General features: G+C 55.7%; 22 protein-coding genes and 1 tRNA gene. 14 read left to right on the plus strand and 9 right to left on the minus strand.

Features of this window, described 5'->3' with window-relative positions:
• Positions 1-89: 89 nt before the first annotated feature.
• Positions 90-1,586, plus strand: coding sequence for a globin-coupled sensor protein (locus tag IFT53_RS00605; RefSeq protein WP_192063725.1), 1,497 nt, complete (start codon positions 90-92; stop codon positions 1,584-1,586).
• Between the two features lie 233 nt (positions 1,587-1,819).
• A complete protein-coding gene (locus IFT53_RS00610) occupies positions 1,820-3,856 on the plus strand; it encodes an HWE histidine kinase domain-containing protein (RefSeq protein ID WP_192063724.1) in 2,037 nt (678 codons plus the stop codon).
• A 34-nt stretch (positions 3,857-3,890) separates the two neighbouring features.
• On the opposite strand, the gene smpB is transcribed toward IFT53_RS00610, so the two are convergent.
• Both smpB and dapA read right to left on the minus strand, forming a co-directional pair.
• On the minus strand, positions 3,891-4,376 hold the full coding sequence (gene smpB, locus IFT53_RS00615) for an SsrA-binding protein SmpB (protein ID WP_042618384.1): 486 nt from the start codon (positions 4,374-4,376) through the stop codon (positions 3,891-3,893).
• A gap of 106 nt (positions 4,377-4,482) precedes the next feature.
• On the minus strand, positions 4,483-5,367 hold the full coding sequence (dapA, locus tag IFT53_RS00620; protein WP_192063723.1) for a 4-hydroxy-tetrahydrodipicolinate synthase: 885 nt from the start codon (positions 5,365-5,367) through the stop codon (positions 4,483-4,485).
• 382 nt (positions 5,368-5,749) lie between these two features.
• On the opposite strand from dapA, the gene IFT53_RS00625 reads away from it, so the two are divergent.
• Positions 5,750-7,825 carry a lytic transglycosylase domain-containing protein gene (locus tag IFT53_RS00625; protein ID WP_192063722.1) on the plus strand — a complete coding sequence of 692 codons (2,076 nt, stop codon included), beginning with the start codon at positions 5,750-5,752 and terminating at the stop codon, positions 7,823-7,825.
• A 136-nt stretch (positions 7,826-7,961) separates the two neighbouring features.
• Here IFT53_RS00625 and IFT53_RS00630 read toward each other — a convergent pair whose 3' ends face one another.
• A complete protein-coding gene (locus tag IFT53_RS00630; protein ID WP_192063721.1) occupies positions 7,962-9,083 on the minus strand; it encodes a porin in 1,122 nt (373 codons plus the stop codon).
• Between IFT53_RS00630 and IFT53_RS00635 the strand changes: the two genes are divergently transcribed.
• Positions 9,076-9,279 carry a hypothetical protein gene (locus IFT53_RS00635; protein WP_192063720.1) on the plus strand — a complete coding sequence of 68 codons (204 nt, stop codon included), beginning with the start codon at positions 9,076-9,078 and terminating at the stop codon, positions 9,277-9,279. The genes IFT53_RS00630 and IFT53_RS00635 overlap by 8 nt on opposite strands.
• Positions 9,280-9,379: 100 nt before the next feature.
• Here IFT53_RS00635 and IFT53_RS00640 read toward each other — a convergent pair whose 3' ends face one another.
• The gene (locus IFT53_RS00640) at positions 9,380-10,486 is read right to left on the minus strand and encodes a porin (protein ID WP_192063719.1); all 1,107 of its coding nucleotides are present in this window, start codon (positions 10,484-10,486) and stop codon (positions 9,380-9,382) included.
• A 507-nt stretch (positions 10,487-10,993) separates the two neighbouring features.
• On the opposite strand from IFT53_RS00640, the gene IFT53_RS00645 reads away from it, so the two are divergent.
• The 3 genes from IFT53_RS00645 to IFT53_RS00655 all read left to right on the plus strand — a co-directional run bounded on the left by IFT53_RS00645 (position 10,994) and on the right by IFT53_RS00655 (position 11,791).
• Positions 10,994-11,084, plus strand: a tRNA-Ser gene (locus IFT53_RS00645).
• Positions 11,085-11,189: 105 nt separating this feature from the next.
• Positions 11,190-11,540, plus strand: coding sequence for a hypothetical protein (locus IFT53_RS00650; RefSeq protein ID WP_042618380.1), 351 nt, complete (start codon positions 11,190-11,192; stop codon positions 11,538-11,540).
• A gap of 74 nt (positions 11,541-11,614) precedes the next feature.
• Positions 11,615-11,791: a hypothetical protein gene (locus tag IFT53_RS00655; RefSeq protein ID WP_192063718.1), complete on the plus strand. Its 177-nt coding sequence runs from the start codon at positions 11,615-11,617 to the stop codon at positions 11,789-11,791.
• Between the two features lie 7 nt (positions 11,792-11,798).
• Here IFT53_RS00655 and IFT53_RS00660 read toward each other — a convergent pair whose 3' ends face one another.
• A complete protein-coding gene (locus IFT53_RS00660; protein WP_192063717.1) occupies positions 11,799-12,593 on the minus strand; it encodes an aldolase/citrate lyase family protein in 795 nt (264 codons plus the stop codon).
• Between the two features lie 11 nt (positions 12,594-12,604).
• Positions 12,605-13,822, minus strand: a complete 1,218-nt coding sequence (locus IFT53_RS00665) for an NAD(P)/FAD-dependent oxidoreductase (protein WP_192063716.1) — start codon at positions 13,820-13,822, stop codon at positions 12,605-12,607.
• A gap of 283 nt (positions 13,823-14,105) precedes the next feature.
• Between IFT53_RS00665 and IFT53_RS00670 the strand changes: the two genes are divergently transcribed.
• Both IFT53_RS00670 and IFT53_RS00675 read left to right on the plus strand, forming a co-directional pair.
• On the plus strand, positions 14,106-14,459 hold the full coding sequence (locus tag IFT53_RS00670) for a hypothetical protein (protein ID WP_042618377.1): 354 nt from the start codon (positions 14,106-14,108) through the stop codon (positions 14,457-14,459).
• A gap of 131 nt (positions 14,460-14,590) precedes the next feature.
• Positions 14,591-15,703, plus strand: coding sequence for a pyridoxal phosphate-dependent aminotransferase (locus IFT53_RS00675; protein WP_192063715.1), 1,113 nt, complete (start codon positions 14,591-14,593; stop codon positions 15,701-15,703).
• Positions 15,704-15,907: 204 nt separating this feature from the next.
• Here the strand turns inward: IFT53_RS00675 and IFT53_RS00680 are convergent, their stop codons facing one another.
• The gene (locus tag IFT53_RS00680) at positions 15,908-16,174 is read right to left on the minus strand and encodes a sel1 repeat family protein (RefSeq protein ID WP_192063714.1); all 267 of its coding nucleotides are present in this window, start codon (positions 16,172-16,174) and stop codon (positions 15,908-15,910) included.
• Positions 16,175-16,672: 498 nt separating this feature from the next.
• Between IFT53_RS00680 and IFT53_RS00685 the strand changes: the two genes are divergently transcribed.
• Complete coding sequence (locus IFT53_RS00685) at positions 16,673-17,011, plus strand: DUF2147 domain-containing protein (RefSeq protein WP_192063713.1); 339 nt, start codon at positions 16,673-16,675, stop codon at positions 17,009-17,011.
• 73 nt (positions 17,012-17,084) lie between these two features.
• Here IFT53_RS00685 and IFT53_RS00690 read toward each other — a convergent pair whose 3' ends face one another.
• Positions 17,085-17,321 carry a hypothetical protein gene (locus tag IFT53_RS00690; protein ID WP_192063712.1) on the minus strand — a complete coding sequence of 79 codons (237 nt, stop codon included), beginning with the start codon at positions 17,319-17,321 and terminating at the stop codon, positions 17,085-17,087.
• Between the two features lie 191 nt (positions 17,322-17,512).
• Here IFT53_RS00690 and IFT53_RS00695 point away from each other — a divergent pair, with 191 nt between their 5' ends.
• The 3 genes from IFT53_RS00695 (at position 17,513) to amn (ending at position 20,643) form a co-directional block, all read left to right on the plus strand.
• A complete protein-coding gene (locus IFT53_RS00695) occupies positions 17,513-18,670 on the plus strand; it encodes an esterase (RefSeq protein ID WP_192063711.1) in 1,158 nt (385 codons plus the stop codon).
• Positions 18,671-18,851: 181 nt separating this feature from the next.
• Complete coding sequence (locus tag IFT53_RS00700) at positions 18,852-19,043, plus strand: hypothetical protein (protein ID WP_155398867.1); 192 nt, start codon at positions 18,852-18,854, stop codon at positions 19,041-19,043.
• A gap of 94 nt (positions 19,044-19,137) precedes the next feature.
• Positions 19,138-20,643 (plus strand): AMP nucleosidase, encoded by a 1,506-nt coding sequence (amn, locus tag IFT53_RS00705; protein ID WP_192063710.1) that lies wholly within the window; start codon positions 19,138-19,140, stop codon positions 20,641-20,643.
• A 3-nt stretch (positions 20,644-20,646) separates the two neighbouring features.
• Here amn and IFT53_RS00710 read toward each other — a convergent pair whose 3' ends face one another.
• Positions 20,647-21,594, minus strand: a complete 948-nt coding sequence (locus IFT53_RS00710) for a lysylphosphatidylglycerol synthase transmembrane domain-containing protein (protein ID WP_244656210.1) — start codon at positions 21,592-21,594, stop codon at positions 20,647-20,649.
• Between the two features lie 123 nt (positions 21,595-21,717).
• Between IFT53_RS00710 and IFT53_RS00715 the strand changes: the two genes are divergently transcribed.
• Positions 21,718-22,710: a glycosyltransferase family 2 protein gene (locus IFT53_RS00715; protein ID WP_192063883.1), complete on the plus strand. Its 993-nt coding sequence runs from the start codon at positions 21,718-21,720 to the stop codon at positions 22,708-22,710.
• The last annotated feature ends 1 nt before the right edge of the window (position 22,711 follow it).

Genomic DNA, 22,711 nt, shown 5'->3' on the forward strand with positions numbered 1-22,711 from the left:
TAAATTTAGCACTTCATTAAGCAAGAAACGCTACTTTACATCAAGGTCGGCACGATGGGGTTCGTGTATTTTGATTAGGGGTTTAGCGAATGAATCGACAGCAAGACGGACTGCAGCTAGCGGAGCGGCTTGAATTTCTGGGACTTGGCTCAGAAGAAAAACGTGACCTCGCCGCGCTGAAGCCCGCAATATCCGCCTCCCTTGATGCCTCGCTGAACACTTTTTACAAAAAAGCGAAAGCTGTGCCTGCAACGGCAAAATTCTTTGATAGCGACGCCCATATTCAGCACGCCAAAGCCATGCAGATCAAGCACTGGGAAACCATCGCTTCGGGTGTCTATGACAGTCAATACACAGAAGCCGTGACCGCCATTGGTCGCACCCATGCCCGTCTCGGCCTTGAGCCGCGTTGGTATATTGGCGGCTACGCCCTCATTCTGGAGGGGATCATCACATCCGTCGTCGAGTCCCAGTTTCAGAGCTTCATGGTCAAGAACAAGGGCAAGAAAGTCGCCAGAGACATTTCCATCGCCGTCAAGGCCGCGCTTCTGGATATCGACTACTCTGTTTCGGTCTACCTTGATGCACTTGCCGAAGAGCGGACCAAAATCGAATTTGAGCAGCAGCGCATGAAGCAGGAACAGGAGCAGGTTCTTTCGCTTCTGAATTCTGCTTTGAACCTCGTCGCTCAGGGCGATATGACCCCTCGCCTCGACAGCGTCTTGCCAGAAGAATTTGACGCGCTGAAAAACAACTTCAACTCTGCGCTCAGCAAGCTTTCTGGCGCATTTTCCGAAATCATCGAAGAATCGCACAAAATCTCGGAAAATACGCGGGAACTGACGGGATCCACGGATGATATGGCACGCCGCACGGAGCAGCAGGCCGCTTCGCTGGAACAGACCGCTGCCGCACTGGATCAGATCACCAACATTTCCAAGCAGTCAGCGCAGCGCACAGAGCTGGCAAAGGAAATCGTGACGAGTTCGGCTGAGGAAGCTGTGCGCTCGCGCCACATCGTAACCGAAGCCGTGGAAGCGATGAGCGCCATTGAGCAATCATCGCAAAAGATCGCGCAAATCGTCGGTGTCATCGACGAAATTGCGTTTCAGACCAACCTGCTCGCGCTGAATGCGGGCGTCGAGGCCGCTCGCGCTGGAGAAGCTGGCAAGGGCTTTGCCGTGGTGGCGCAGGAAGTCCGGGAGCTTGCCCTGCGCTCAGCCAATGCCGCCAAGGAAATCCGAACGCTGATCGATAGGTCTTCGCAGGACGTGTCGAATGGTGTTTCACTGGTGAACCGCACCGGCGAGGCGCTGAACTCCATCGGAGGCAAAGTCGATCACATCCAGGAACATATCGGCGCGATTACGCTTGCGGTTCAGGAGCAGGCCGTTGGCATCCATCAAATCAATTCCGCCATTAGTAGCATGGACCAGTTGACGCAGCAGAACGCCGCCATGGTTGAGGAAACCAATGCGGCGACACACGGCTTGAACGATGTCAGCAACAATCTTGCAGCGCTGATCAGCCGGTTCAATGTGAAGGCCGCAGTGCGCCACCAGCAACCGACCTATCGCGCCGCCTGATTGGCGCGCAATTTTCGGTGAGATATCACCAAGCGCCCATGCGGTATTCATACACCGCATGGGCGTTTTTGCGTTTCAGGCACGCGTGCTGGCGGATCTTGTCAGAAACCAAGCGCAAAACGTGAGCAAAACGTTTTTTTTCTTATGTTAATGAATGAATTAATGTAACAAATGAAGCGGAGAGCGGGCGCATCGAGCCGACGCAAATTTGCATTTTATTTTATTAAGGTCCCATGGAAGGTCTTGCTTCTAAAGAACAGCGCCGTTTGGCCGCATTGGATAGCTACAACGTCCTTGATACGCCGCGCGAGCAGGATTTCGATGACTTGGCGCTGCTGGCATCCACGATCTGCGACACACCCATCTCTGTCATCAACCTGATTGGTGAAGACCGGCAATTTTTCAAGGCCGAGGTTGGTCTGGGCGTGCGTGAGACGCCGCTGGATACCTCTTTCTGTGCGCGAGCCATTCTTGAAAATGACTTTCTGATCGTTCCCGACGCGACCAAAGACCCGCGTTTTGAGAACAACCCGCTTGTTACGGGAACGCCCCATATTCGGTTTTACGCCGGCGTGCTTTTGAAGTCGGATGATGGCCTTCCCATAGGCACGGTTTGCGTGCTTGGACATGAGCCAAAGCAGCTGACAAATGCGCAAAAAGCTGCGTTAGAGGGCCTTGCACGGCAGGTCATGTCGCATCTCGAATTGCGCCGCACGCTTCAGACGATGTCATATGACCTCACTCTTGAGCGACGCCTTTCGGCACGGCGGCAACTGCGTGTCAGCAGGGTGGGCGCGAAAAACGAGGAGCTCCGCGTCAAGGATGCCCGTTCGAAGGCGGCCCATGATGCTGGTCAGATCGGCATATTCGAAATCGATATTGCGACGGACGAGATGATTGTCTCGGACGAGTTCTGCCGGATTTTTGGTGTGCCGGAGCAGCCCAACTATCATGCTTCCGTGTTTCAGAATCTGATTATCGATGCCGACCGAAAGACAGCATCCGACACGACCAACCGCAATACAGCCATGGCGCCGCTCAGCGTTGAGTATCGTGTCCGCCGCGGCAATGACCAACGTGTGCGTTGGGTGGCGCGTCGTGCGCAGTTCATCATGGATGATCGCGGCGTGCCGGTGAAGATGATCGGCGTTGTGATCGACATTACCGATTCGAAACGCAAGGACGCTCGCATTGCCTCGCTGCTGACCTTGGGCGACCGCTTGCGTGCGGGCAAGACGGTGGAAGATATCTCCCGCATCACATCCGAGATTCTGGCGGATGGCCTTGGCGTCAAGCGCGCAGGATATTTGACGGTCAACAGTGCGACGAACAGCCTGTTTGTCGAGTTCAACTGGCTTGCACCAGGCACGGAAACGATTGCAGGCCATCACACGTTAAGTGATTTTCAGGCGACGATCCGTCGGCTCGAGATCGGCGATACGCTGGCCGTGCCGAATATCAACGCCGCCAGCTGGCTGGACGAAGACACCGGCTCTTATGCCGCCATGGGTGTTCGTTCCTTTGTCAAAGTGCCGATTGTGGATCGCGGCGCACTGGTTGGCATTCTGTTTGCGCATGATTCAAAGCCGCGCTTCTGGAGCAAGCTGGAACTGGATTTCGCGTGGGGTGTGGCAGACCGTGCCTATGCCGCGATTGCACGGATCAATGCTGAGTCAGAGCAACGCATTCTCAATCAGGAACTCAGCCACCGCTTGAAGAATACGCTGTCGATTGTGCAGGCCATTGCCGCGCAGACGCTGCGAAACGTGACAGAAAAAGAAGCGGTCGCCGCCTTCAACGGTCGGCTCCAGGCGCTCAGTTCCGCCCATAATGTGCTGTTGCAGCAATCATGGTCGACAGCGCGGCTTCGGGAAGTCATCGGCCGCGTCATGCATCTTCATGCGGGCGATGGAAAGGTCATCATGTCTGGCCCGGAGGTTCCGCTTGGGCCTAAGGCCGGATTGTCTCTGTCGCTTTTGCTGCATGAGCTTGGCACGAATGCCATCAAATATGGTGCTCTTTCCACAGATGCTGGTCAGGTGGACATCAGCTGGCACGTCTCGGATGATTCTGAAAAACCGATTCTCACCCTCAAATGGGAAGAGAAAGGCGGACCGCCCGCAGCGGAGCCTGAGCGCAGGGGCTTTGGTTCCCGCCTCATCCGCATGGGTATTGCCGGAACAGGTGACGTGGAGAAGAATTTTACGCCGAGCGGCCTGATCGCGACATTCCGCGCACCGCTATCGCTTGTCATGGAATTGGGCGAATAATCGCCCAACCTCATTCATGAAGACATTTTAAAAATCAGTTCGCGCCGCTGCCCTTCAGAATACGTGATTTCTGGCGGTTCCAGTCACGTTCCTTCTCCGTCTCGCGCTTGTCGTGCAGCTTCTTGCCCTTGGCGATTGCCAGCTCAAGCTTCGCACGGCCTTTTTCGTTGAAATAGATTTTCAACGGCACGAGCGTCATGCCCTCGCGGTTAATGCCCACGCGCATGCGATTGATTTCGCGCTTGGACAAAAGCAGCTTGCGACGGCGGCGTGGCTCGTGGTTGAAGCGGTTCGCCTGCAAATATTCCGGCAAATGCGAGTTTATGAGCCAGATTTCGTTGCCCTCATCCGATGCGTAGGATTCGGCAATATTTGCCTTTCCTTCGCGCAGGGATTTGACCTCCGTGCCAGTCAGAACGATGCCAGCCTCGTAGGTATCGAGGATTTCATAATTGAACCGAGCCTTGCGGTTTTCCGCAACGATCTTGTTGACGACACGTTGACTGCCTTTGGGGGCCATTTCTCAATCCGTTTCATTCGCCCGCATTCATCTGCGGTCGGCCTTATGTAGTGATCAAACTGCCAAAAGTGAAGATGCGCGTTCAGCAGCGCACCTTCGTATGCCTTCAGTTGAGCAGGCCTGCATGTTTCAGCGCCGCATCAATGGCCGCTTCCGTTGCTGGCTCCAGCGTATCCATCAGCGGTGAGCGAACCTTGCGATTTCCATCGCGGGTACGCGACAGCGCGTATTTCGTGCCGCAAACACCGGGCTCAAGGAAGATTGCCCTGTGCAACGGCATCAGGCGATCCTGGTACTCCAGCGCAAGCGCATAGTTACCAGCCATCATTGCCGCCTGGAACTCCGCACACAGGCGCGGCGCAACATTGGCCGTTACAGAAATACAGCCAACACCGCCATGAGCGTTAAAGCCCAGCGCCGTACCATCTTCACCCGAGAGCTGAACGAAGTCCGTACCGCAGGTAATGCGCTGTTCGGATACGCGATCAAGCTTGCCTGTCGCATCCTTCACACCGATGATGTTTTTATGCGCCTTGACCAGTGCGCCCATAGTTTCCGGTGTCATATCGACAACGGAACGGGGCGGAATGTTGTAGATCACGATCGGTAGTGTCACAGCTTCGGCAATCGCAGAGAAGTGCGCGAAAAGGCCCTTCTGCGTTGGCTTGTTGTAGTAAGGCGTCACCACCAGCAGCGCATCGGCGCCCACTTCCTGCGCATGCAGACCAAGCTCTATCGCTTCGCGCGTGTTGTTGGAGCCTGCGCCAGCAATGACCGGAACCCGTTTACCCGCTATTTCCACACACAGTTCAACGACGCGCTTATGCTCGTCATGGGACAGGGTTGGAGATTCCCCCGTGGTTCCGACAGGCACGAGGCCGTTGCTGCCTTCAGCAATCTGCCACTCCACATGGGCGGCAAACGCGGCTTCGTCCACGGCACCTTGCGCGGTGAACGGCGTAATGAGGGCGGGAATGGATCCCTTGAACATGCAAAACTCCTTGCGGCGAGCCAGTCCATGCTTCAGCCGCATTCCAAGATTAAAACGATGTCACATTAGTGTGGGGTTTAGCGACCGACAAGCGCATAAAAGCGCCTTTTGGCTTTCAAATTGCAAATAGTTTCAAAGCCTCTGGCGATGATGTCACTTCGTCATCATATGAAGTGGCAGATGCGTTAAACACCATCGCTGACCTAAATTTGATCGCACCCGCAGGGTTGGATTAAGGTTCTGTTAATGCTGAAAGCACCTAATGGAAGGCATGAATTCGACACGACGAACAGCCGAAGAACCAATCAATCCTTTTGCCGTCATCGGCGAGAGAAAACCCGCCGTGGCGCAAGCCCGCAGTTTCACGAAGACGAGTAGTGGAATGAAAAAAGCAGCTTTTGGCCTGATGGCCGCCGGTCTCGCGGCAACCGTTTGGAGCGCATGGGCGGGCCCTGCCCAAGAGGCTGCGCCTCTTCCCCTTCCCTACGTTAAACCAAATGCTCCAACTGTGGCACCATTTCCGCTTGCGTCACCCGAAGTTACCGGCTCGATTCCTCGTCCAAACGCACCTCTTGATGTTTCTGATCTGAAGTCGGGGCTCGATGCGCTATCACGCCGTGATGCCCTGCGCGCCATATCGATCCGCGACGCCCTGCCCACGACAAACATCGACCGCCATATTCTGACATGGGCGATTGCCGTTTCCGGCCAGAAAGACGTTTCTTCCAGCGAGATAGCAAGGGCGCAGACCGAGCTGAGTGGCTGGCCCGGCACCACCACATTCAGGGCCAATGCCGAACGCGCCATGTTGCGGGAAAATCCGCCCTCCACGGAGATCATCAGCTATTTCGGCGTGAGTGCACCCGAGACACCCGAAGGCACGCTTGCACTGGCACGTGCCTTGACCGCCACCGGCAACGGCACCCGAGCAAAACAGCTCATTCAATCCCTCTGGGTCAACGAAGGCATGGATACGACCCTTGAAGATCGCATCATCGCGGAGTTTCCCACATTCCTTTCCGCCGCCGAGCACAAGGCGCGGATGGATTATCTGATGTATCGCAGCCGGGTCAGCCAAGCCAAACGCTTTGGTGATCTGGGCAAGACGCAGGATTTATACACGGCGTGGGCCGCCGTTCTGCAAAGGGGCAAAAACGCACCCGCCGCATTGAATGCCATCAAGGGAGCAGCCCGTAACGACCCGGCCTTCCTGTTTGCGCGTATCGAGCAATTGCGGCATCAGCAGAAATATGAGGATGCAGCAAAGCTTCTGGCGCAGGCGCCCAAGGATCCGGCAAAACTCGTCAATCCGGGCGAATGGTGGAATGAGCGTCGGATTGTGGCGCGTGGCTTGGCAGATATGGGCCAGTTTGCGCAAGCCTACGACATCGTCTCTCATCACGCAGCCACATCACCCGTTGATATTGCCGATGCCGAGTTTCATGCGGGTTGGTATGCGCTGCGCGCCTTGCAAGATCCGACATCTGCCGCGAAGCATTTCACAGCCCTGCTGGGCACCTCGAACCGCCCGCTTTCCGCTTCCCGGGCCTATTATTGGCTGGGCCGCGCCGCAGAAGCCGGAGGGCCAGGCAATGCGAGCGAATATTTCAACAAGTCGGCTGCATTTCCGGGTACATTTTACGGGCAATTGGCCGCCGCTCGAATCGGTGCGACGACCATCAACGTCACCTATCCATCGCCTGATGATGCCGACCGTCAGCACTTCGCGGCCCGTGAAGCCGTGCGCGCCATCGAACGACTTGAGGCCGCAGGCTATAGTTGGCGGGCGGACAGCCTTTACCGCGCATTGGCGGAACAGATCGACAGCCCCGGCGAACTGGCAATTCTCGCCACACGCGCTGAGAAGAACAACAACCATCAGGTTTCACTGCAGATCGGGAAAACTGCCTTTGGCCGAGGGATTGATGCGGCAGCTCTCGCCTACCCGCTAGGCGTCATTCCCGGCACCGCCAATATTTCCGGCTCCGGCATGGCGCTCGCCTACGCCATTGCCAGACAGGAAAGCGCGTTCAACCCCGCAGCCGTATCACCGGCCAATGCTCGCGGCCTGCTTCAGCTCTTGCCGGGCACCGCGCAAGGTGTGGCCAGCCGCCACGGAATGGATTTCACGCAAGCCAAACTGACAACAGATGCAGGCTACAACGCTACGCTTGGCGCCCATTATCTGGGAGAGCAGATCGACAGCTTCGGCGGCTCCTACATTCTGACCTTTATCGCTTACAATGCTGGCCCCAAGCGCGTGCCGGAATGGATCAACCGCTACGGCGATCCTCGTGGCAAACCTATCGATGATGTGGTTGACTGGATAGAGCGCATCCCCTTCCCCGAGACCCGCAACTATGTGCAGCGGGTGATGGAAAACTACCAGGTTTACAAAACCCGCCTCGGCCAAAAAGCAGACATCGTCACCGACCTGCGAAACGGTCGCTCTGAGTAATTGAAGAACCACGAAGATGAGAATAAGCGCCGGTCCAACGGCGCTTTTTTTATGCACTTTACGAACCCGATAGCTCAAAACGAAAAAGCCCGGCTCTAAAGCCGGGCTCTCCTGAATGACCTAAGGTCAAATCAGATTAGAAATCGCGCTGAAGGCGAACGAAGCCAGTAACCTGGTCGTCCTGATCGTCTTCATCGTAGTAGTTAGCAGTTACCTTGGTCTTCAGGCCGTCTGTGATTTTGTAATCAACAGTTACACCAGCTGTCCAAGCATCACGGTTCGAGAAATCGTTTGTGATGATAGCTGTTGAACCCGTGAAGGCTGTGCCGGCAGCATTAACGAATGCGACTTCGTCAGATACGTTGCCGAGGTACTGAGCAGCTGGAGTAATCGTCAGCTTATCAGTTGCCTTGATGGCGTATTCAGCAGCAACAGCCCACTCAGAAACAGCGTAGTAAGCATTAGCGCCGGAAGCCCAGACGCCAGAAACGCCAAGCGTACCTGGACCTACGTCAGCGAATACGATAGCGCGAACTGCGCCTTCTTCCTGGTCAACGTCGTAAGAACCGATCAACTGAAGTGTCGCAGCGCCGAACTTGCCACCAATACCGGCCGTAACACCAACATTGTTGTCAGGCTCCTGAGAAACCGTGACGGACTGAACGCCGCCCAGAACTGGGCCCAGACCGGTAACAGTTGCGAACTGCGAGTTGGTGCCTTCAAGTTCGTCTACCGATACGCCAGCCCAGAACGAGCCAGAATCATATGTGTAGCGAATAGAATTGAAGAGAGTGTTCGACGAGAGAATATCGGTTTCGCCCGAGAGATCGTCATCCCACCAGCTGTAGAACTTACCGACCTTCAGGCCGCCGAGTTCGATGAACGCCTGGTCAACGAATACGGAAGAAGAAGAGGAAGAGCCCTGGTCAGCATTGCCGCGGAGGCCGATGAAGCCACGCAGTGCGCCGAGTTCTGTGTCAGTCTTTGTGTCAACTTCGAACTGAGCGCGTGTGAAAGAATCCCAGTCGGACGTGCCAGACTGGTCGCGACCGAAGTCTGTCTGGAAACGAACATAGCCGCCGAACTTCAGGCAAGTCTCTGTGCCAGGAATGTAGAAGAAGCCTGTGCCGAACGCGTCGCAAACGCGAACGTATTCGAGTGCTTCTGGCTCAGCTGCGACGATTGCGTCTGCAGCCTGTGCGCCGGATACTGCTGCGAGAGCGGCAGCGGAGCCGATCAAAAGGCTCTTAATGTTCATGGTGACCTCCAAGTCAAATCAGAAGGAAACAGCGGATGGGAATGTTGCTGTCCTTGGAGTGATTAAAGCCACAACAGCAGATTCGCGCAATCTGGAAAGATTTTTATTAGCAATCACTATCAACCATTGCCGTGACGCTGTTGCAACTTCGTCACAACTTGGCCGCAGTGCCGCCGAACATTTAACAGGACCTTAACGCGGCCCCGCCGGTCAGAAGCGTACACTTCGGTCGACTCAAAACAAAAAAGCCCGGCTCAAGAGCCGGGCTTTCCTTCACCAACCGAAGTCAGATAAAATTAGAACGAACGCTGAAGGCGAACAAAACCGGTAACCTGGTCGTCTGCATTGTCCTGATCGATATAAGTTGCCGCAACCTTAGCAGAGAGGCCCTGCGTAATTTTGTAGTCAACAGTCAGGCCAGCGCGCCATGCGTCATTCGAAGACCAATCGTTTGTCGCTGTGTAAGTTGTACCAGCAGTAAGACCTGTGTAGCCAAATCCTGCAAGTGTTGCACCGCTCGCACGTGCCGCAACATTACCGGAGTACTGAGCGCCAGGAGTGATTGTGAGCTTGTCGGTTGCCTTGATTGCGTATTCCGCGGCAACAGCCCACTCAGATTCTGTGTAATAAGCATTTACGCCAGAAGCCCAAACTCCAGAAAGACCAAGAACGCCAGGGCCAACTTCCGCAGTTGCGATCAGGCGAACTGCGCCTTCTTCCTGGTCGACGTCATAACCACCAATGAGCTGAAGCTTTGCAGCTCCGAGCTTTGCGGTTGCACCAGCAGAGATACCGACATTGTTGTCCGCTTCAAAGGAAGAAGCAGGAGCTGTACCGAGAGTAATGAAGTTTGTTCCCAAGCCTTCAAGTTCATCAACCGAAACGCCGAACGTGAAAGAACCAGCGTCGTAGGTGTAACGAATGGAGTTGAAGAGAGCGTTCGTGGAGAGAACGTCTGTTTCGCCAGAGAGACCATCATCCCACCAGTTGTAGAACTTACCGACCTTCAAGCCGCCGAGTTCGATGAACGCCTGATCAACGAAAACTGAAGAAGAAGAGGAAGAGCTCTGGTCAGCGTTGCCGCGGAGGCCGATGAAGCCGCGCAGCGCGCCGAGTTCTGTGTCAGTCTTCGTGTCAACTTCGAACTGAGCGCGTGTGAACGAATCCCAGTCAGATGTGCCGGACTTGTCGCGACCGAAGTCGGTCTGGAAACGAACGTAACCACCGAACTTCAGGCAGGTTTCGGTGCCAGGAATGTAGAAGAAGCCTGCGCCGAAAGCGTCGCAAACGCGAACGTATTCGAGTGCTTCTGGCTCAGCTGCGACGATTGCGTCTGCAGCCTGTGCGCCAGATACTGCTGCGAGAGCTGCAGCGGAGCCGATCAAAAGGCTCTTAATGTTCATGTTGACCTCCAGTCAAGTTTCAAAAGGGTCTGGGTTCTTTAGCTGCAGAACAGCATTCCCTGCCCCAGTCCCGTGTTCTTGAAAACGGACGATCCACCGCCGCGCTTCCGTTGTTGAAAATACGTAAGCCCGCTGCGCTTGCAATCTCCAATACTGGTTCTGACAGGTTTGCCCGTCCGCTTCGTTTTAAAATGTTGCTAAAAGAACACAATCCGGCTTGGCGGGACTACAAAGGTTTATGAGAGTTTAAAAAAATAGCATTCGAATCTGACACTTATACTGCACCGGACTGAAGCCCGCGACTCAGAGCGCATCGAGAATCGACTAAACGTCTTTGATCGTAAGTTCCATCAGCTGCGTTGATCCCGCTGTTGCTGCCTTATCCTTGCTGATTCATGCGCAGCACCAGTGCGTGGGTCAAAAAATGCGGGATGAAATGGCTCTTTTTCATCTCTTTATAGAAAAGGCCTTGCATTCATTTTTTTTACGCAATACTCAGGCGGCACCGGAGAGGTGGCCGAGTGGTCGAAGGCGCTCCCCTGCTAAGGGAGTATACGTCAAAAGCGTATCGTGGGTTCGAATCCCATCCTCTCCGCCATCAAACTGAAAATCCCAACATCTTCACACATCAATTCGCTGCACTGCGGAACGTTTTCGTTGTTCGCCGCGTTATCACCTTGGAAACAGCAAGAGGTGATTTCAGATGGCTCAGTCCAAATTGAATGTTGTAGAAGACACAGTCGAGAATCAGATCGCAGAGCTTCGCTCGCAGATTTCGTCTCTCTCGAAGTCGGTTTCGGCGCGCGCAGGTACATTTTCCAGCGAAGCGTCTGAATTTGCAGATGAAGCGCGTGGTCGCGTTCAGCGCGTTGCGCAAAATGCGGCACAGACTGTGCGCGCTCAGGGCCACAACGTGGTTGAAGCGGTGAAGGAAAACCCAGGTACGGCTACATCGGTGCTGACAGTCGTCGGCGCTCTCGGCTTTGCACTTGGCTATTTCATTGCAAACGCTGAAAAGGATCACAAGAGCAGCAGCCTTTATCGCTGGAGATAAGCTCTAGCCAAACTGTGAGGGGGCAAGGAGATCTGATCTCCTTGCCCATTTTTATTTTGAACGGGACGTAAATCATGCATCTGACTGATGAAGTCGAAACAGCTCTGGCGGCGTTCGCACAGGAAAACAGAATCGATCGCGATGAAGCCATTCAGCGCGTGCTGCGAGACTGGCTTTTGCGGGAAGGTTTTCTGTTTTCTGGAGAGCAGGGCATACCGCCGCACAAGCTGAATGCGAGCAACGACGACTGATCTACCTTCAGTAGGATGAAGGCTTTTCGGTTGCTCTACCTTTATATCGGCCGCAAAGCGATTTGAGCGCGCTTGAGAACTCCGTGACGTCAGCCCCGACTGCCACGAATGAGGCTCCAAGCTCCATGTAGCGCTTATTGTAGACCTCGTTGAAGGTCAGAATGCCGGCAGCTTTGCCAGATGCCACGATCTTGGAGATCGATGCTTCGATAACGCCCTGCACCTCGGGCTCGTCGATTCGCCCCAAATAGCCCATGTCGGCTGCGAGGTCTGCCGGGCCGATGAAAACGCCATCGATCCCATCGACTTTCAGAATATTGTCCAGATCGGCAATCGCTGCACGTGTTTCGGCCTGCACCAGCAGGCAAAGCCCGCTCGATGCTGTCTGCGCGTAATTATCAATCGAATTGAAACCTGACGCTCTTGCCACGACGGCCCCCATGCCGCGAATCCCGCGAGGTGGGTAATGCATGGCTGCGACAAGAGCTTCTGCTTCAGCCGCCGAATCAACCATCGGCACAAGCAATGTCCGCGCTCCGGCGTCCAGCATCTGCTTGATGATCCAGCTTTCGCCAACGGGAATGCGCACCACCGGCTCGGCAGAAGATGTGGCAAGCGCCCGCAGCTGGTCAATGATACTGCGCAGATCGTTCGGCCCGTGCTCGCCATCGATAACGAGCCAGTCGAAACCGGCGGTCCCGGCGATTTCGGCTGTGATGGCCTCTCCCATATCAAGCCACAGGCCGATTTGCGGCTTGCCCTGCTGAATGGCGGTCTTGAAGCGATTTTCTTTGGCCAGCATGGGCAATTCTCCTAGGCGAGCAGCAGTTTCAGGTCGGCAGAATGGTCGGCAAGCACAGCGCGATCAGGCTCCTTGCCCAGATCGAGCAGTTTCTTCCCGCTCACATAGGCCTTTGCATCATTGATGGCATCCACAGCGATGAAGCGGCCCTGGCGGAAATACCAGATGGAGTGGCTGCCTTCGCGTTGGCCGGGCCGCAACACGGTCTCGTCATAACCCGCGTTGAAACCGGCGATCTGCAGCTTCACCTCATATTGGTCCGACCAGAACCATGGCTTGGGCCGGTAAGGCTTTTCATCACCAGAAAGAACGAGCGCTGCGGCTTCGGCCTGATCGACGGCGTTCTGGACCGATTCGAGTCGCACCTTTTCTCCGTTCAAGGGCAGAAGCGCGCAATCACCCATGGCATGAATATCCGGGTCCGAGGTGCGGGTGAATTCATCGACGAGAATGCCATTGCCAATATCCAGACCCGAATCACGAGCCAGCCGGTCATTGGGCATTACGCCGATGCCGACGATGACGAAATCCACATCGAGCGTTGAGCCGTCAGACAATTCGGCGGCGCTGACGTGCCCATCGGTGCCGATCAGCCGCACAAGGCCGGTCTTTTCGCGTATCGATACGCCGCGTGCCTCGTGAACATCGCGCATAATGGCGGCGGTCTGGCTGGATGCCACCCGCTGCAAGATGCGATCAGCCATTTCGATAAGCGTGACTTCGAGCCCCAGCTGCCGCGCAACCGCCGCAGCTTCGAGCCCGATATAACCACCGCCGATGACCAGCAGGCGGCGTCCCGGCTTCATGTCCTGCATCAGGCGGTCGGCATCGCGCTTGTCTCGCACGGTCAACACACCGTCGAGGTCACCACCCACACCGGCAGGCAGAGTTCGTGGGGAGGAACCGGTGGCCAGCGCCAGCTTGTCATATTCAAGGGTGCTGCCATCCTGCATGCGTACGATCTTCGATGCGCGGTCCACCTCTTCCACCCATGTGGACAGGCGAATATCGACATTGTTTTCCGCAAACCATTCGGCGCCGCGAAACAGCAAGCGATCGAAGGTCATGTCCCCCATCAAATATTTTTTGGAAAGCGGCGGCCGCTGGTAAGGCAGAACATCTTCCGACCCGATGATCGTGATCGGCCTGTCATCCTTCAGAGCCCGCAGTTTGGCGGCAAGGGAAAATGCGGCTTGGCCCGCACCGACAATGACGAGTGTGCGCGACATCTGCTGCTCCATCAGTCCATGATATGCTGAAGGCGTAACGACAAGTACGTAGCGCGTCAACCCGCTAGAGGTCGGCAACCCGGGCCGATCACCGGCGCCTTGAACAGTCTGGCGCAACCTAATGAGACTATAGACGTTTCAATCGATGATACCGGTTCGAAAAAAACATGCCGCTGTGGCATAACGTGGCAGAAACGTTTCGTTTCTAACGTTTTCCTTCAGCTTTTGGCAATGAAACGAGCTTATTGTTAACATCAGGACAAGAGACAATCGGGAGGTTGTCATGGCGCTAAACGTAAACATCAGAGCAAACGACGCCGTTCCACACGACCAGATGTATGAGAAGTTTCTGGTTGATCGTCCCGGGAAGATAACCTTCATCGGTCATCATCTCAGCGCGCGCAACACGATGCGCTGCCTGATCCGCAATATATCGCTTTATGGTGCCGATATTGAGGTCAGCCCTCATCTGGATTTGCCGACAAACTTCTATCTGGAAGTTCTCGGCATTCGCGATGAGATCGGCTGCACGCTGATCCGCCGGGAAGAAGAAAAGGCAACGGTTGGCTTCAACATGCTGATCGATACCGAGTTTCTGCATCACGTTCGTCGCCTCAGTTTTGAAATGAACATGTGAAGCAGGACCGTTTTCCGTCCAGCGGGGAAAACCTATCAAAACTCAAGCAAATTCAATTGGCCTGCCTTGCGCGGGCCAATATTGATTCTATGCTGGTGCCGTCTCATTAACGGATAACGGAACCCTCTGAAATGTCCGCATTTTCCCGCTTCACATCGCTGTCTGCTACGCTTCCTGCATCGGTTCCATTCGTCGGGCCGGAGGCGATCGAGCGTAACCGCAAGCTTCTCGTCAAAGCGCGGATTGGAGCAAACGAAAGCGGGTTTGGACCTGCGCCTTCTGTTCTCGAAGCCATGAAGCAGGCTGCATCCGAAACGTGGATGTATGCAGACCCGGAAAACTTTGAATTGCGCGAGGCGCTGGCCATTTACCACGGCATTTCGCGCGACAACATCGCCGTGGGCAACGGCGTGGATGGTCTGCTGGGCGAGATCGTGCGGCTGGTGGTGGAACCGGGCACACCCGTCGTCACGTCCTTCGGCGGCTACCCCACCTTCAACTATCACGTCAACGGCTATGGCGGACGTCTGGTCACGACGCCTTATCTCGATGATCACGAAAATCTCGATGGCCTGCTGGATCTCGTCAAGAAGGAAAACGCCCCGCTCGTCTACTTCGCCAATCCCGACAACCCCATGGGAAGCTGGTGGGAAGCGAGCGAAGTGCTGACATTTGCCAAGGCACTGCCGGAAAGCTGTCTGCTGATTCTGGATGAAGCCTACTGCGAAACCGCACCGGAAAGCGCCATTCCCAGCGTTCGTGCCATGATCGGCATGCCCAATGTGCTGCGCATGCGCACCTTCTCCAAGGCTTACGGTCTGGCAGGTGCGCGCGTGGGTTACGCCATCGGCACGCTCGGCAATGCGCAGGCCTTTGACAAGATCCGCAACCATTTCGGCATGCCCCGCGTGTCGGTCGCCGCCGCAATGGCTGCGCTGAAGGATCAGGTCTATCTGCGTGATGTGGTCAAACGCATCGCCAATGCGCGCGAACGCATCAGTGCCATTGCGCGCGAGAATGGTCTGTCACCCCTGCCCTCTGCGACCAACTTCGTCACCATCGATTGCCGCCGGGACGGCGCCTATGCCAAGGCTATCGTAGATGGACTGATGGACCACGGCGTGTTCATCCGCATGCCGGGTGTGGAGCCGCTTAACCGCTGCATCCGCGTCAGCGCCGGACCTGACAATATGATGGCACTGTTTGCAAACGCCCTGCCAAAGGTCTTGAAAACACTGGGCTGAGTTGAGCAACAAAAAACCGTGCCGGCCTTGTTTCTGCCGGTCACGGTTTATGATGTCGCGGTGTGGATCTGACCGCATGCCCATTCGGGCTTATGATTGTTTGCCTGCCAGGACTGGAGGGAACTGGCAGGAAATATGGCGGTTCTGACCGCTCTGTCTTTTTGAATTTCAACGTTTCATGTCAGTGCAAGACGCTTGCTGGCGTCAGTGCGATGTCATCCAGGTGCGTGCCGCGCTGAGTGCGGCCGCAAGATCTGCTTTGCTCATGTTGCGGGCAAGATCGGCGCGCAGTGAGGCTGCTCTTTCCGAACCCTTGATCGCGGCAATGTTGAGCCATTTGTGGGCAGCAATGAGGTCCACCGGGCAACCCCGGCCTGTCGCGTAGATCAGGCCCAGATTGCAAAACACATCAGCGCGGCTTTGCCCACCGGCGACGGCCATTTCGATATCGCGAACTTCAAAGCGTGCCATTTTTCTATACCCTGTTTGCCCGTTAGCATTTTTGACGACAACCCCTCTGTGGGAGCTTTACCGGTTGAGGCCTTACCGTCTTATGCGGCTTGTTCTGGCCTTTTCCGTCGGCAGGTTAGCCCTGCTCTTTCGATGTCCCCACTATGCCAAATGGGCTTCAACGGGCGCTTAAAATCCATGATTAATAGGAGCCAAACAAAGTCCAAACGATTGGTAAAGTTGGGTTTTTGTTAAATATCACAAGCCCCGGAAATTAAGGATTATCGGTCCATTTTTACGAAAAGTTTACAGATGAAATTCAACCCTTCCGTAACCACGTTGGAAGCTGCGCTTTTTCCTGTCGGTATTTTCTCGAGCAAAGTCCCGCAAAAATCAGCGGATTCACCACTTGCTCGTATTTCCTTTTACGTTCACGTAAACTATAAATCTGCGTGTTGGAGTTGCGCGTGCCGAATGTCGCATGTCCGAATTCGCATGCAACTGGATTGGGAGGTCCATATGAAAAGAATGATGATCGTGGCTGTTGCCGCATTGCTGGTGGGTGGCAGCGCCATCGCTGCAGAATCGATCGAGGGCAACTGGAAGACGGCGAGCGGAGAAACCGCAGTCATCGCGCCCTGTGGTTCCGCTTTCTGCGTGACATTAAAGACTGGCAAGCATGCCGGAAAACAGATTGGCAAGATGAGCGGCACCGGCAACAGCTATTCCGGTGAGATTACCGATCCGGCCAATGACAAGACCTATGCAGGCACAGGAACAGTTTCCGGCAAATCTCTGAGCATGAAGGGTTGCGTCCTCAAGATCCTGTGCAAATCACAGACCTGGTCGCGCCTCTAAGCCGCCTGCGGAAACTAAAAAAGGCGCCACATCGGCGCCTTTTTGATTCGTGCTTCAGCTGAGCCTCAGACCATCAACGCCACTGGGTTCCGTCACCGGCCTGGCAGCCATAGGGTGGCAGCACATTGGCAAATGTTTCGTGCAGCTTGTCGCAGCCCCATTTGTTGATCGGGCCTGGCATGCGGCTGTTCAGCTCGATACCCACTTCGTCGTAGGGGCTTTCGCTATTGGTCACGTAGCCGTACCAGCGATAGCCGAATATAGCCACGGCGGCGATCAGCACGATTGTAAGGAGTTTGATAATTTTCACTTGTTGTCCTTGAGCATTGTCTGCGTCTTTCTCGCGCAGCACCAAGGCGGCACGGCGCGGAGTGACACTCCTAAAGCCTTTCGAGCGCCGATGGAAACCCGTTTCCTCAATATCCTCATATGGTTGAAAGCACCCGCCGCATCTGTCACTCTCGGCTCGGGGGATATTTTTATGATTTGGAGGAGATTTTCATGCGTTTGTTTCTACCGTGCATCGTTCTGGCAGGCTGCATCATGAGTGTGCCCGCTCTCGCTTTGGAGCCGCCTGCGGCACCCCCGGCAACCCGGCCATTGAATGAGTTCGTCACGGGCGTCGAGAAGGACGGAGCCATCACATTCCGTTTGTTTGCACCAGCGGCAAAGGCCGTTTCCGTCGTTCTCGGTGCCAATGCTCCGGTGGAGATGAAGCGTGCCGAAAATGGCGTCTGGAGTGCGAAAACCGATGTGCTGAAGCCCAATCTCTATGAGTATTATTTCAACATCGATGGTTTTCGCAGCATCGACACCGGCACCAATTATCCAAAGCCGCAGCGGCAGGTGAATACCAGCCTGATTCTCGTGCCCGGCAGCATGCTCGATGTGCGGGACGTTCCACACGGCGAGTTGCGGTTGGTGACCATCCCGTCGAAGGCGTTGAAATCGCAACGCGCAACCTATGTTTATACGCCGCCGGGCTATAGCGACGCTTCCGAGCCGTTGCCGGTCATGTATCTCTATCACGGCTTTGGCGATACCGTTGCCTCCTGGGTCACGCAGGGCCGCGGGCCACAGATCCTCGACAATCTCCTTGCGGAGAAAAAAATCGCGCCGATGATTGTCGTCATTCCTGATACGGAAGCCGATATCCCGGAAGCAATCGCTGAAAACTTCCCCGGTGCAGATCGTCGCAGAGACTTCTACCCCATCAACTCAGATGCAGTTGACCGGGAACTGGTGGAAGACCTCATTCCCTACATGAAAAAGCATTACAAGGTACGTGATGATGCCGATGGACGCGCCATTGTGGGTCTCTCGCAGGGCGGCTATCAGGCCCTGGTTTCCGGCCTTTCCCACCTTGGTACCTTTGGCTGGATTGCGAACTTCAGCGGCGTTTCCACCACCACCGTTCCCAACAAGGCGGTGGATGCTGTTTTGAATGAGCCGGAAAAAATCAACAAGGCTCTGCGAAACTTCACTGTAACAGTCGGCACCAAGGACGCCGTGACAGGCAAGGATATCGCCGGGCTGAAGGCCATACTGGATGAGAAGAAAATCGCCCATGACTATGTCGAGTATAAAGACCTAGGCCATGAAATGGACGTCTGGCGCCCATCCTTTGCGGCGTTTCTGGAGAAAGTGTTCAAGAAGTAGAACCTGACGTCCTCCGCCGCTTCATCCCCCATGAGCGGCGGAAGGATGAACGACAACGTGTGCGATGGACCATACCCCCCCGCACTCCCCCTGTTAATCACCCTGAACCTTACATGAACCCGACCCTCAGCGTCGGTTCAGTCCCACTGTGGCAATGTCATGCTCAACAGGAGGGAAGATCATGACGAGAAGGGGAATGGACATGACGATACTGGTTCGGCGTTTTACGATCATCGTGTTGTTGATGGCGATTTTTGCCATGTCTTTCGCGGCTCTGGTGGTCAATCCTAACAGGAGCTTCCAGCGTGTGAATGTGGGCGCATCGATTGCCTGCCAGCACAGCCTTTCCAACCATTGCTCGGTGACCCTCTAGCGAAGGCGCGTGCCGACTCAATTTTTCCCGCGTATTTTTGAAACGCACATATTTCTGTCGCTTGCCTGTCGAAATTGGCTCTCTATAATGGGCCATGACAATAGCAAAGCACACCATCTCGCACCTCGCTTTCATCACGCCCGAGCCCTTCGCGCCCCGGACTTTCACTGATCCGGCCGCGGCGGTCGATGCCTTGACGGCGCTTTATGAGCGCAACACCGAATTCCTCATCAAGTCCTTCACTGATCTGGCGCAGGGTGCGCCGATTACGGGCCGTTACCGCGCCTGCTATCCTCAGGTCAGCATCGAAACATCCAGCTTCGGCCATGTCGATTCGAGGTTGTCCTACGGCCACGTCACATCACCCGGCGTCTACACAACGACGATCACCCGCCCCAAGCTGTTTCGCCATTACCTGAAAGAGCAGTTGGGCCTTTTGATCAAGAACCACAGCGTTCACGTCACCATCGCCGAATCATCCACGCCCATCCCGCTGCATTTTGCCTTTGGCGAAGGTGCATTCGTTGAAGCATCGGCTGCGTCCTCGCTGGCCGATGTTCCGTTGCGCGATCTGTTCGATACGCCTGACCTCAACAATACGGACGATCTAATCGCCAATGGCGAATATGATCAGGTTCCGGGCGAACCCGCGCCGCTTGCGCCCTTCACAGCCCAGCGTATCGATTATTCGCTGGCGCGGCTCAGCCATTACACGGCCACCAGCGCCAATCATTTCCAGAACTTCGTTCTTTTCACCAACTATCAGTTCTACATTGATGAGTTCGCCGCCTGGGCGCGCAAGATCATGGCGGATGGTGGCGATGGCTATACGGAGTTCGTTGAGCCTGGCAACATCGTTACGCTAGCCGGTTCGGACCGCCCGACAACAGATATGACGCTGGGGCGCCTGCCGCAAATGCCGGCCTATCACCTGAAGAAAAGGGGCCATGCGGGCATCACGCTGGTCAATATCGGCGTCGGCCCTTCCAACGCCAAGACGATCACGGACCACATCGCCGTGTTGCGCCCCCATGCGTGGCTGATGGTTGGCCACTGCGCGGGCCTTCGCAACAGCCAGCGTCTAGGCGATTACGTTCTGGCCCATGCCTATATGCGTGAAGACCACGTTCTTGATGACGACCTGCCCGTCTGGGTGCCTATTCCGGCTCTGGCCGAAGTGCAGATGGCGCTGGAAGGTGCCGTGGCCGAAGTCACCGGTTATGAGGGTTTCGAGCTGAAGCGCATCATGCGCACCGGCACCGTTGCCACCATCGATAACCGCAACTGGGAACTTCGCGATCAGGCTGGCCCCGTCAAGCGCCTGTCGCAGGCACGCGCCATTGCACTGGATATGGAATCGGCAACCATAGCTGCCAACGGTTTCCGCTTCCGTGTGCCCTACGGCACCCTTCTCTGCGTCTCCGACAAGCCTTTGCATGGGGAACTGAAGCTGCCGGGCATGGCCACGGAGTTCTATAAGACGCAAGTCTCGCAGCATCTGCAAATCGGCATCCGCGCCGTGCAGAAGCTGGCGGCTATGCCGACGGAAACCCTGCATTCGCGCAAATTGAGAAGCTTCTACGAAACGGCGTTTCAATAGGCCTCAGCTCTGGCGCAGCCTTTTCACGGGCACAAAAAGCGCCAGAGTTGTTCCCACCAGCGATGAGACAATGACCAGCAGGTGAACATTGACTGCCGCCTGGGCAAGCGAAGACAGCAAGCCCTCGCCCGCTTCCGCGCCAAAGCCGACGGCGCCTGCCGTTATTCCCGCCGGATAGGTGCCAACACCACCCGGCGCGTGAAGCGGCAGCACCGAGGAAAGCTCGCCGCCCAGCGCGCCGCCAAAGCCTGCGGTCAGCGAGATGTTTCCCATCAGCATCAGCACCCAGGCAAGCACCGCGATTTTGACGAACCAATTGACCAGCGTCATGCCCCAGGCCCGCATGAAGGCGCTGATATCGGCAGGAAGACCTGCCTCTATCTCACCGATGATTCTTGAAATTTTGGGCGACGAGACGCGCCCGATCATGCGAAAGAGCGGCGCGCGGGCGCTGAATCCCAGAAGCGGCAGTAACAGAAAACCAACCCAAGCAAGCCACAGCAAGCCGTTGCTTTTTTCCACTGCCAATCCGACACCGGCCGCCGCCAGCAAAGCGTGAAGATCAAACAGGCGCATCACGAAAAGCGCTGATGTGCCGCGCACCAGATGAACGCCGAATTCCTTCTTCATCAGCAACGGAAAACTGGTCTCTCCCGACCGGAAGGGCAGCATGATGTTGAGGAGGTTGTGGATCTGCACCACGCGAAACAGCGGGGCAAAACGCCCGGCGGTTTCATGCCGGAAGTAATCATAGATGCGCCAGGTCCGCAGCACATAGGTGCCGACCAGAAGCACAAGCGCTAGCGCCATGGCGCCAAGGCCCGCATGTTCCCAGAGGTTCAGAACGCTTGCCCACCCCCACGTCCAGTGGATGAATGCCGCATAGGCCGCAACCACAAGAATGGTGCCCAGCGTCATCGCGTTGCGGGTAAGCCACGCCGTTCGTTTCATTGTGCCCGGATTCCCTATCAATCTACGGCCTTATCTGGACAACAAACACGCAGCATCCTATCCGCCTCATAAGTATATGATCGAAGCCTTACAGGAGAAACCTCGGTGCCGACACCAACTGCCATGAGCCATGAGGTTTCAATGGACAATACACCGGACCTATCGCTTGTCGTTCCGATTTTCAACGAGGAAGACAGTGTTGGCCCATTGATCGAACGTGTCGCAGAGGCAATGCTGTCGTACCAAGCCGGTTGGGAACTCATTCTGGTAGATGATGGCAGCACGGATGCGACCATCGCCAATGCCAAGGCTTACCTTTCCCGCCCCGGCCTTAATCTGAAGATCGTTGCGCTACAGCGCAATTTTGGCCAGACAGCGGCCATGCAGGCTGGCATCGACGCAGCCAAAGGCCGGCTGATCGCAACGCTCGACGGCGACCTTCAGAACGACCCCAAGGATATTCCGATGATGGTCTCGGAGCTGGAGCGCCGCGAACTCGATCTTCTGGTTGGATGGCGCAAGAACCGGCAGGACGGGCTCTTCCTGCGCAAGGTTCCCTCCTGGATCGCTAACCGGCTGATCGGCAAGATCACCGGTGTGCGCCTTCATGACTACGGATGCAGCCTCAAGATTTATCGCTCATCCGTCATCAAGCAGGTGAAGCTAATGGGGGAAATGCACCGTTTCATCCCGGCCTGGGTGGCGGGCGTGGTGCCCAGCACCCGCATCGGCGAAATGGCTGTTACCCACCATGCCAGGCAGTTTGGCGCATCGAAATACGGCATTTCCAGAACGTTCCGCGTCATTCTCGATCTGCTGTCGGTCATGTTCTTCATGCGTTACAAGGCGCGTCCTGGCCACTTCTTCGGCTCGCTGGGTCTAGGCCTTGGCGCGTTTGCAGCGGTCATTCTGCTCTATCTCTTCGTCGATAAATTCATTTTCGGCAATGATATCGGCACGCGGCCGATGCTGATGGTTGGCGTCGTCCTGCTGCTGTCATCGGTGCAGATGATTACCACAGGCATTCTGTCAGAGATGATTGCGCGCCTCTATTACCGCGATGAACAGACGCCCAATTACATTATCGGCAAGACCTACACCTCAGAAGAGACCTGAC

Origin of the sequence: Rhizobium sp. CFBP 13644 (assembly GCF_014842165.1) — a bacterium.
Lineage (GTDB): Bacteria > Pseudomonadota > Alphaproteobacteria > Rhizobiales > Rhizobiaceae > Agrobacterium > Agrobacterium tumefaciens_C.

Excerpts from the sequence above, each read along its gene's own strand:
- amn (WP_192063710.1), top strand. The coding sequence starts at position 19,138 with ATGACAATAGCAAAGCACACCATCTCGCACCTCGCTTTCATCACGCCC.
- IFT53_RS00670 (WP_042618377.1), top strand. The coding sequence starts at position 14,106 with ATGGCGCTAAACGTAAACATCAGAGCAAACGACGCCGTTCCACACGAC.
- IFT53_RS00700 (WP_155398867.1), top strand. The coding sequence starts at position 18,852 with ATGACGAGAAGGGGAATGGACATGACGATACTGGTTCGGCGTTTTACG.
- IFT53_RS00625 (WP_192063722.1), top strand. The coding sequence starts at position 5,750 with ATGAAAAAAGCAGCTTTTGGCCTGATGGCCGCCGGTCTCGCGGCAACC.
- IFT53_RS00630 (WP_192063721.1), bottom strand. The coding sequence starts at position 9,083 with ATGAACATTAAGAGCCTTTTGATCGGCTCCGCTGCCGCTCTCGCAGCA.
- IFT53_RS00660 (WP_192063717.1), bottom strand. The coding sequence starts at position 12,593 with ATGCTGGCCAAAGAAAATCGCTTCAAGACCGCCATTCAGCAGGGCAAG.
- IFT53_RS00650 (WP_042618380.1), top strand. The coding sequence starts at position 11,190 with ATGGCTCAGTCCAAATTGAATGTTGTAGAAGACACAGTCGAGAATCAG.
- IFT53_RS00710 (WP_244656210.1), bottom strand. The coding sequence starts at position 21,594 with ATGAAACGAACGGCGTGGCTTACCCGCAACGCGATGACGCTGGGCACC.
- IFT53_RS00635 (WP_192063720.1), top strand. The coding sequence starts at position 9,076 with ATGTTCATGGTGACCTCCAAGTCAAATCAGAAGGAAACAGCGGATGGG.
- smpB (WP_042618384.1), bottom strand. The coding sequence starts at position 4,376 with ATGGCCCCCAAAGGCAGTCAACGTGTCGTCAACAAGATCGTTGCGGAA.
- IFT53_RS00655 (WP_192063718.1), top strand. The coding sequence starts at position 11,615 with ATGCATCTGACTGATGAAGTCGAAACAGCTCTGGCGGCGTTCGCACAG.
- IFT53_RS00675 (WP_192063715.1), top strand. The coding sequence starts at position 14,591 with ATGTCCGCATTTTCCCGCTTCACATCGCTGTCTGCTACGCTTCCTGCA.
- IFT53_RS00610 (WP_192063724.1), top strand. The coding sequence starts at position 1,820 with ATGGAAGGTCTTGCTTCTAAAGAACAGCGCCGTTTGGCCGCATTGGAT.
- IFT53_RS00680 (WP_192063714.1), bottom strand. The coding sequence starts at position 16,174 with ATGGCACGCTTTGAAGTTCGCGATATCGAAATGGCCGTCGCCGGTGGG.
- IFT53_RS00715 (WP_192063883.1), top strand. The coding sequence starts at position 21,718 with ATGAGCCATGAGGTTTCAATGGACAATACACCGGACCTATCGCTTGTC.
- IFT53_RS00695 (WP_192063711.1), top strand. The coding sequence starts at position 17,513 with ATGCGTTTGTTTCTACCGTGCATCGTTCTGGCAGGCTGCATCATGAGT.
- IFT53_RS00605 (WP_192063725.1), top strand. The coding sequence starts at position 90 with ATGAATCGACAGCAAGACGGACTGCAGCTAGCGGAGCGGCTTGAATTT.
- IFT53_RS00685 (WP_192063713.1), top strand. The coding sequence starts at position 16,673 with ATGAAAAGAATGATGATCGTGGCTGTTGCCGCATTGCTGGTGGGTGGC.
- IFT53_RS00665 (WP_192063716.1), bottom strand. The coding sequence starts at position 13,822 with ATGTCGCGCACACTCGTCATTGTCGGTGCGGGCCAAGCCGCATTTTCC.
- dapA (WP_192063723.1), bottom strand. The coding sequence starts at position 5,367 with ATGTTCAAGGGATCCATTCCCGCCCTCATTACGCCGTTCACCGCGCAA.
- IFT53_RS00640 (WP_192063719.1), bottom strand. The coding sequence starts at position 10,486 with ATGAACATTAAGAGCCTTTTGATCGGCTCCGCTGCAGCTCTCGCAGCA.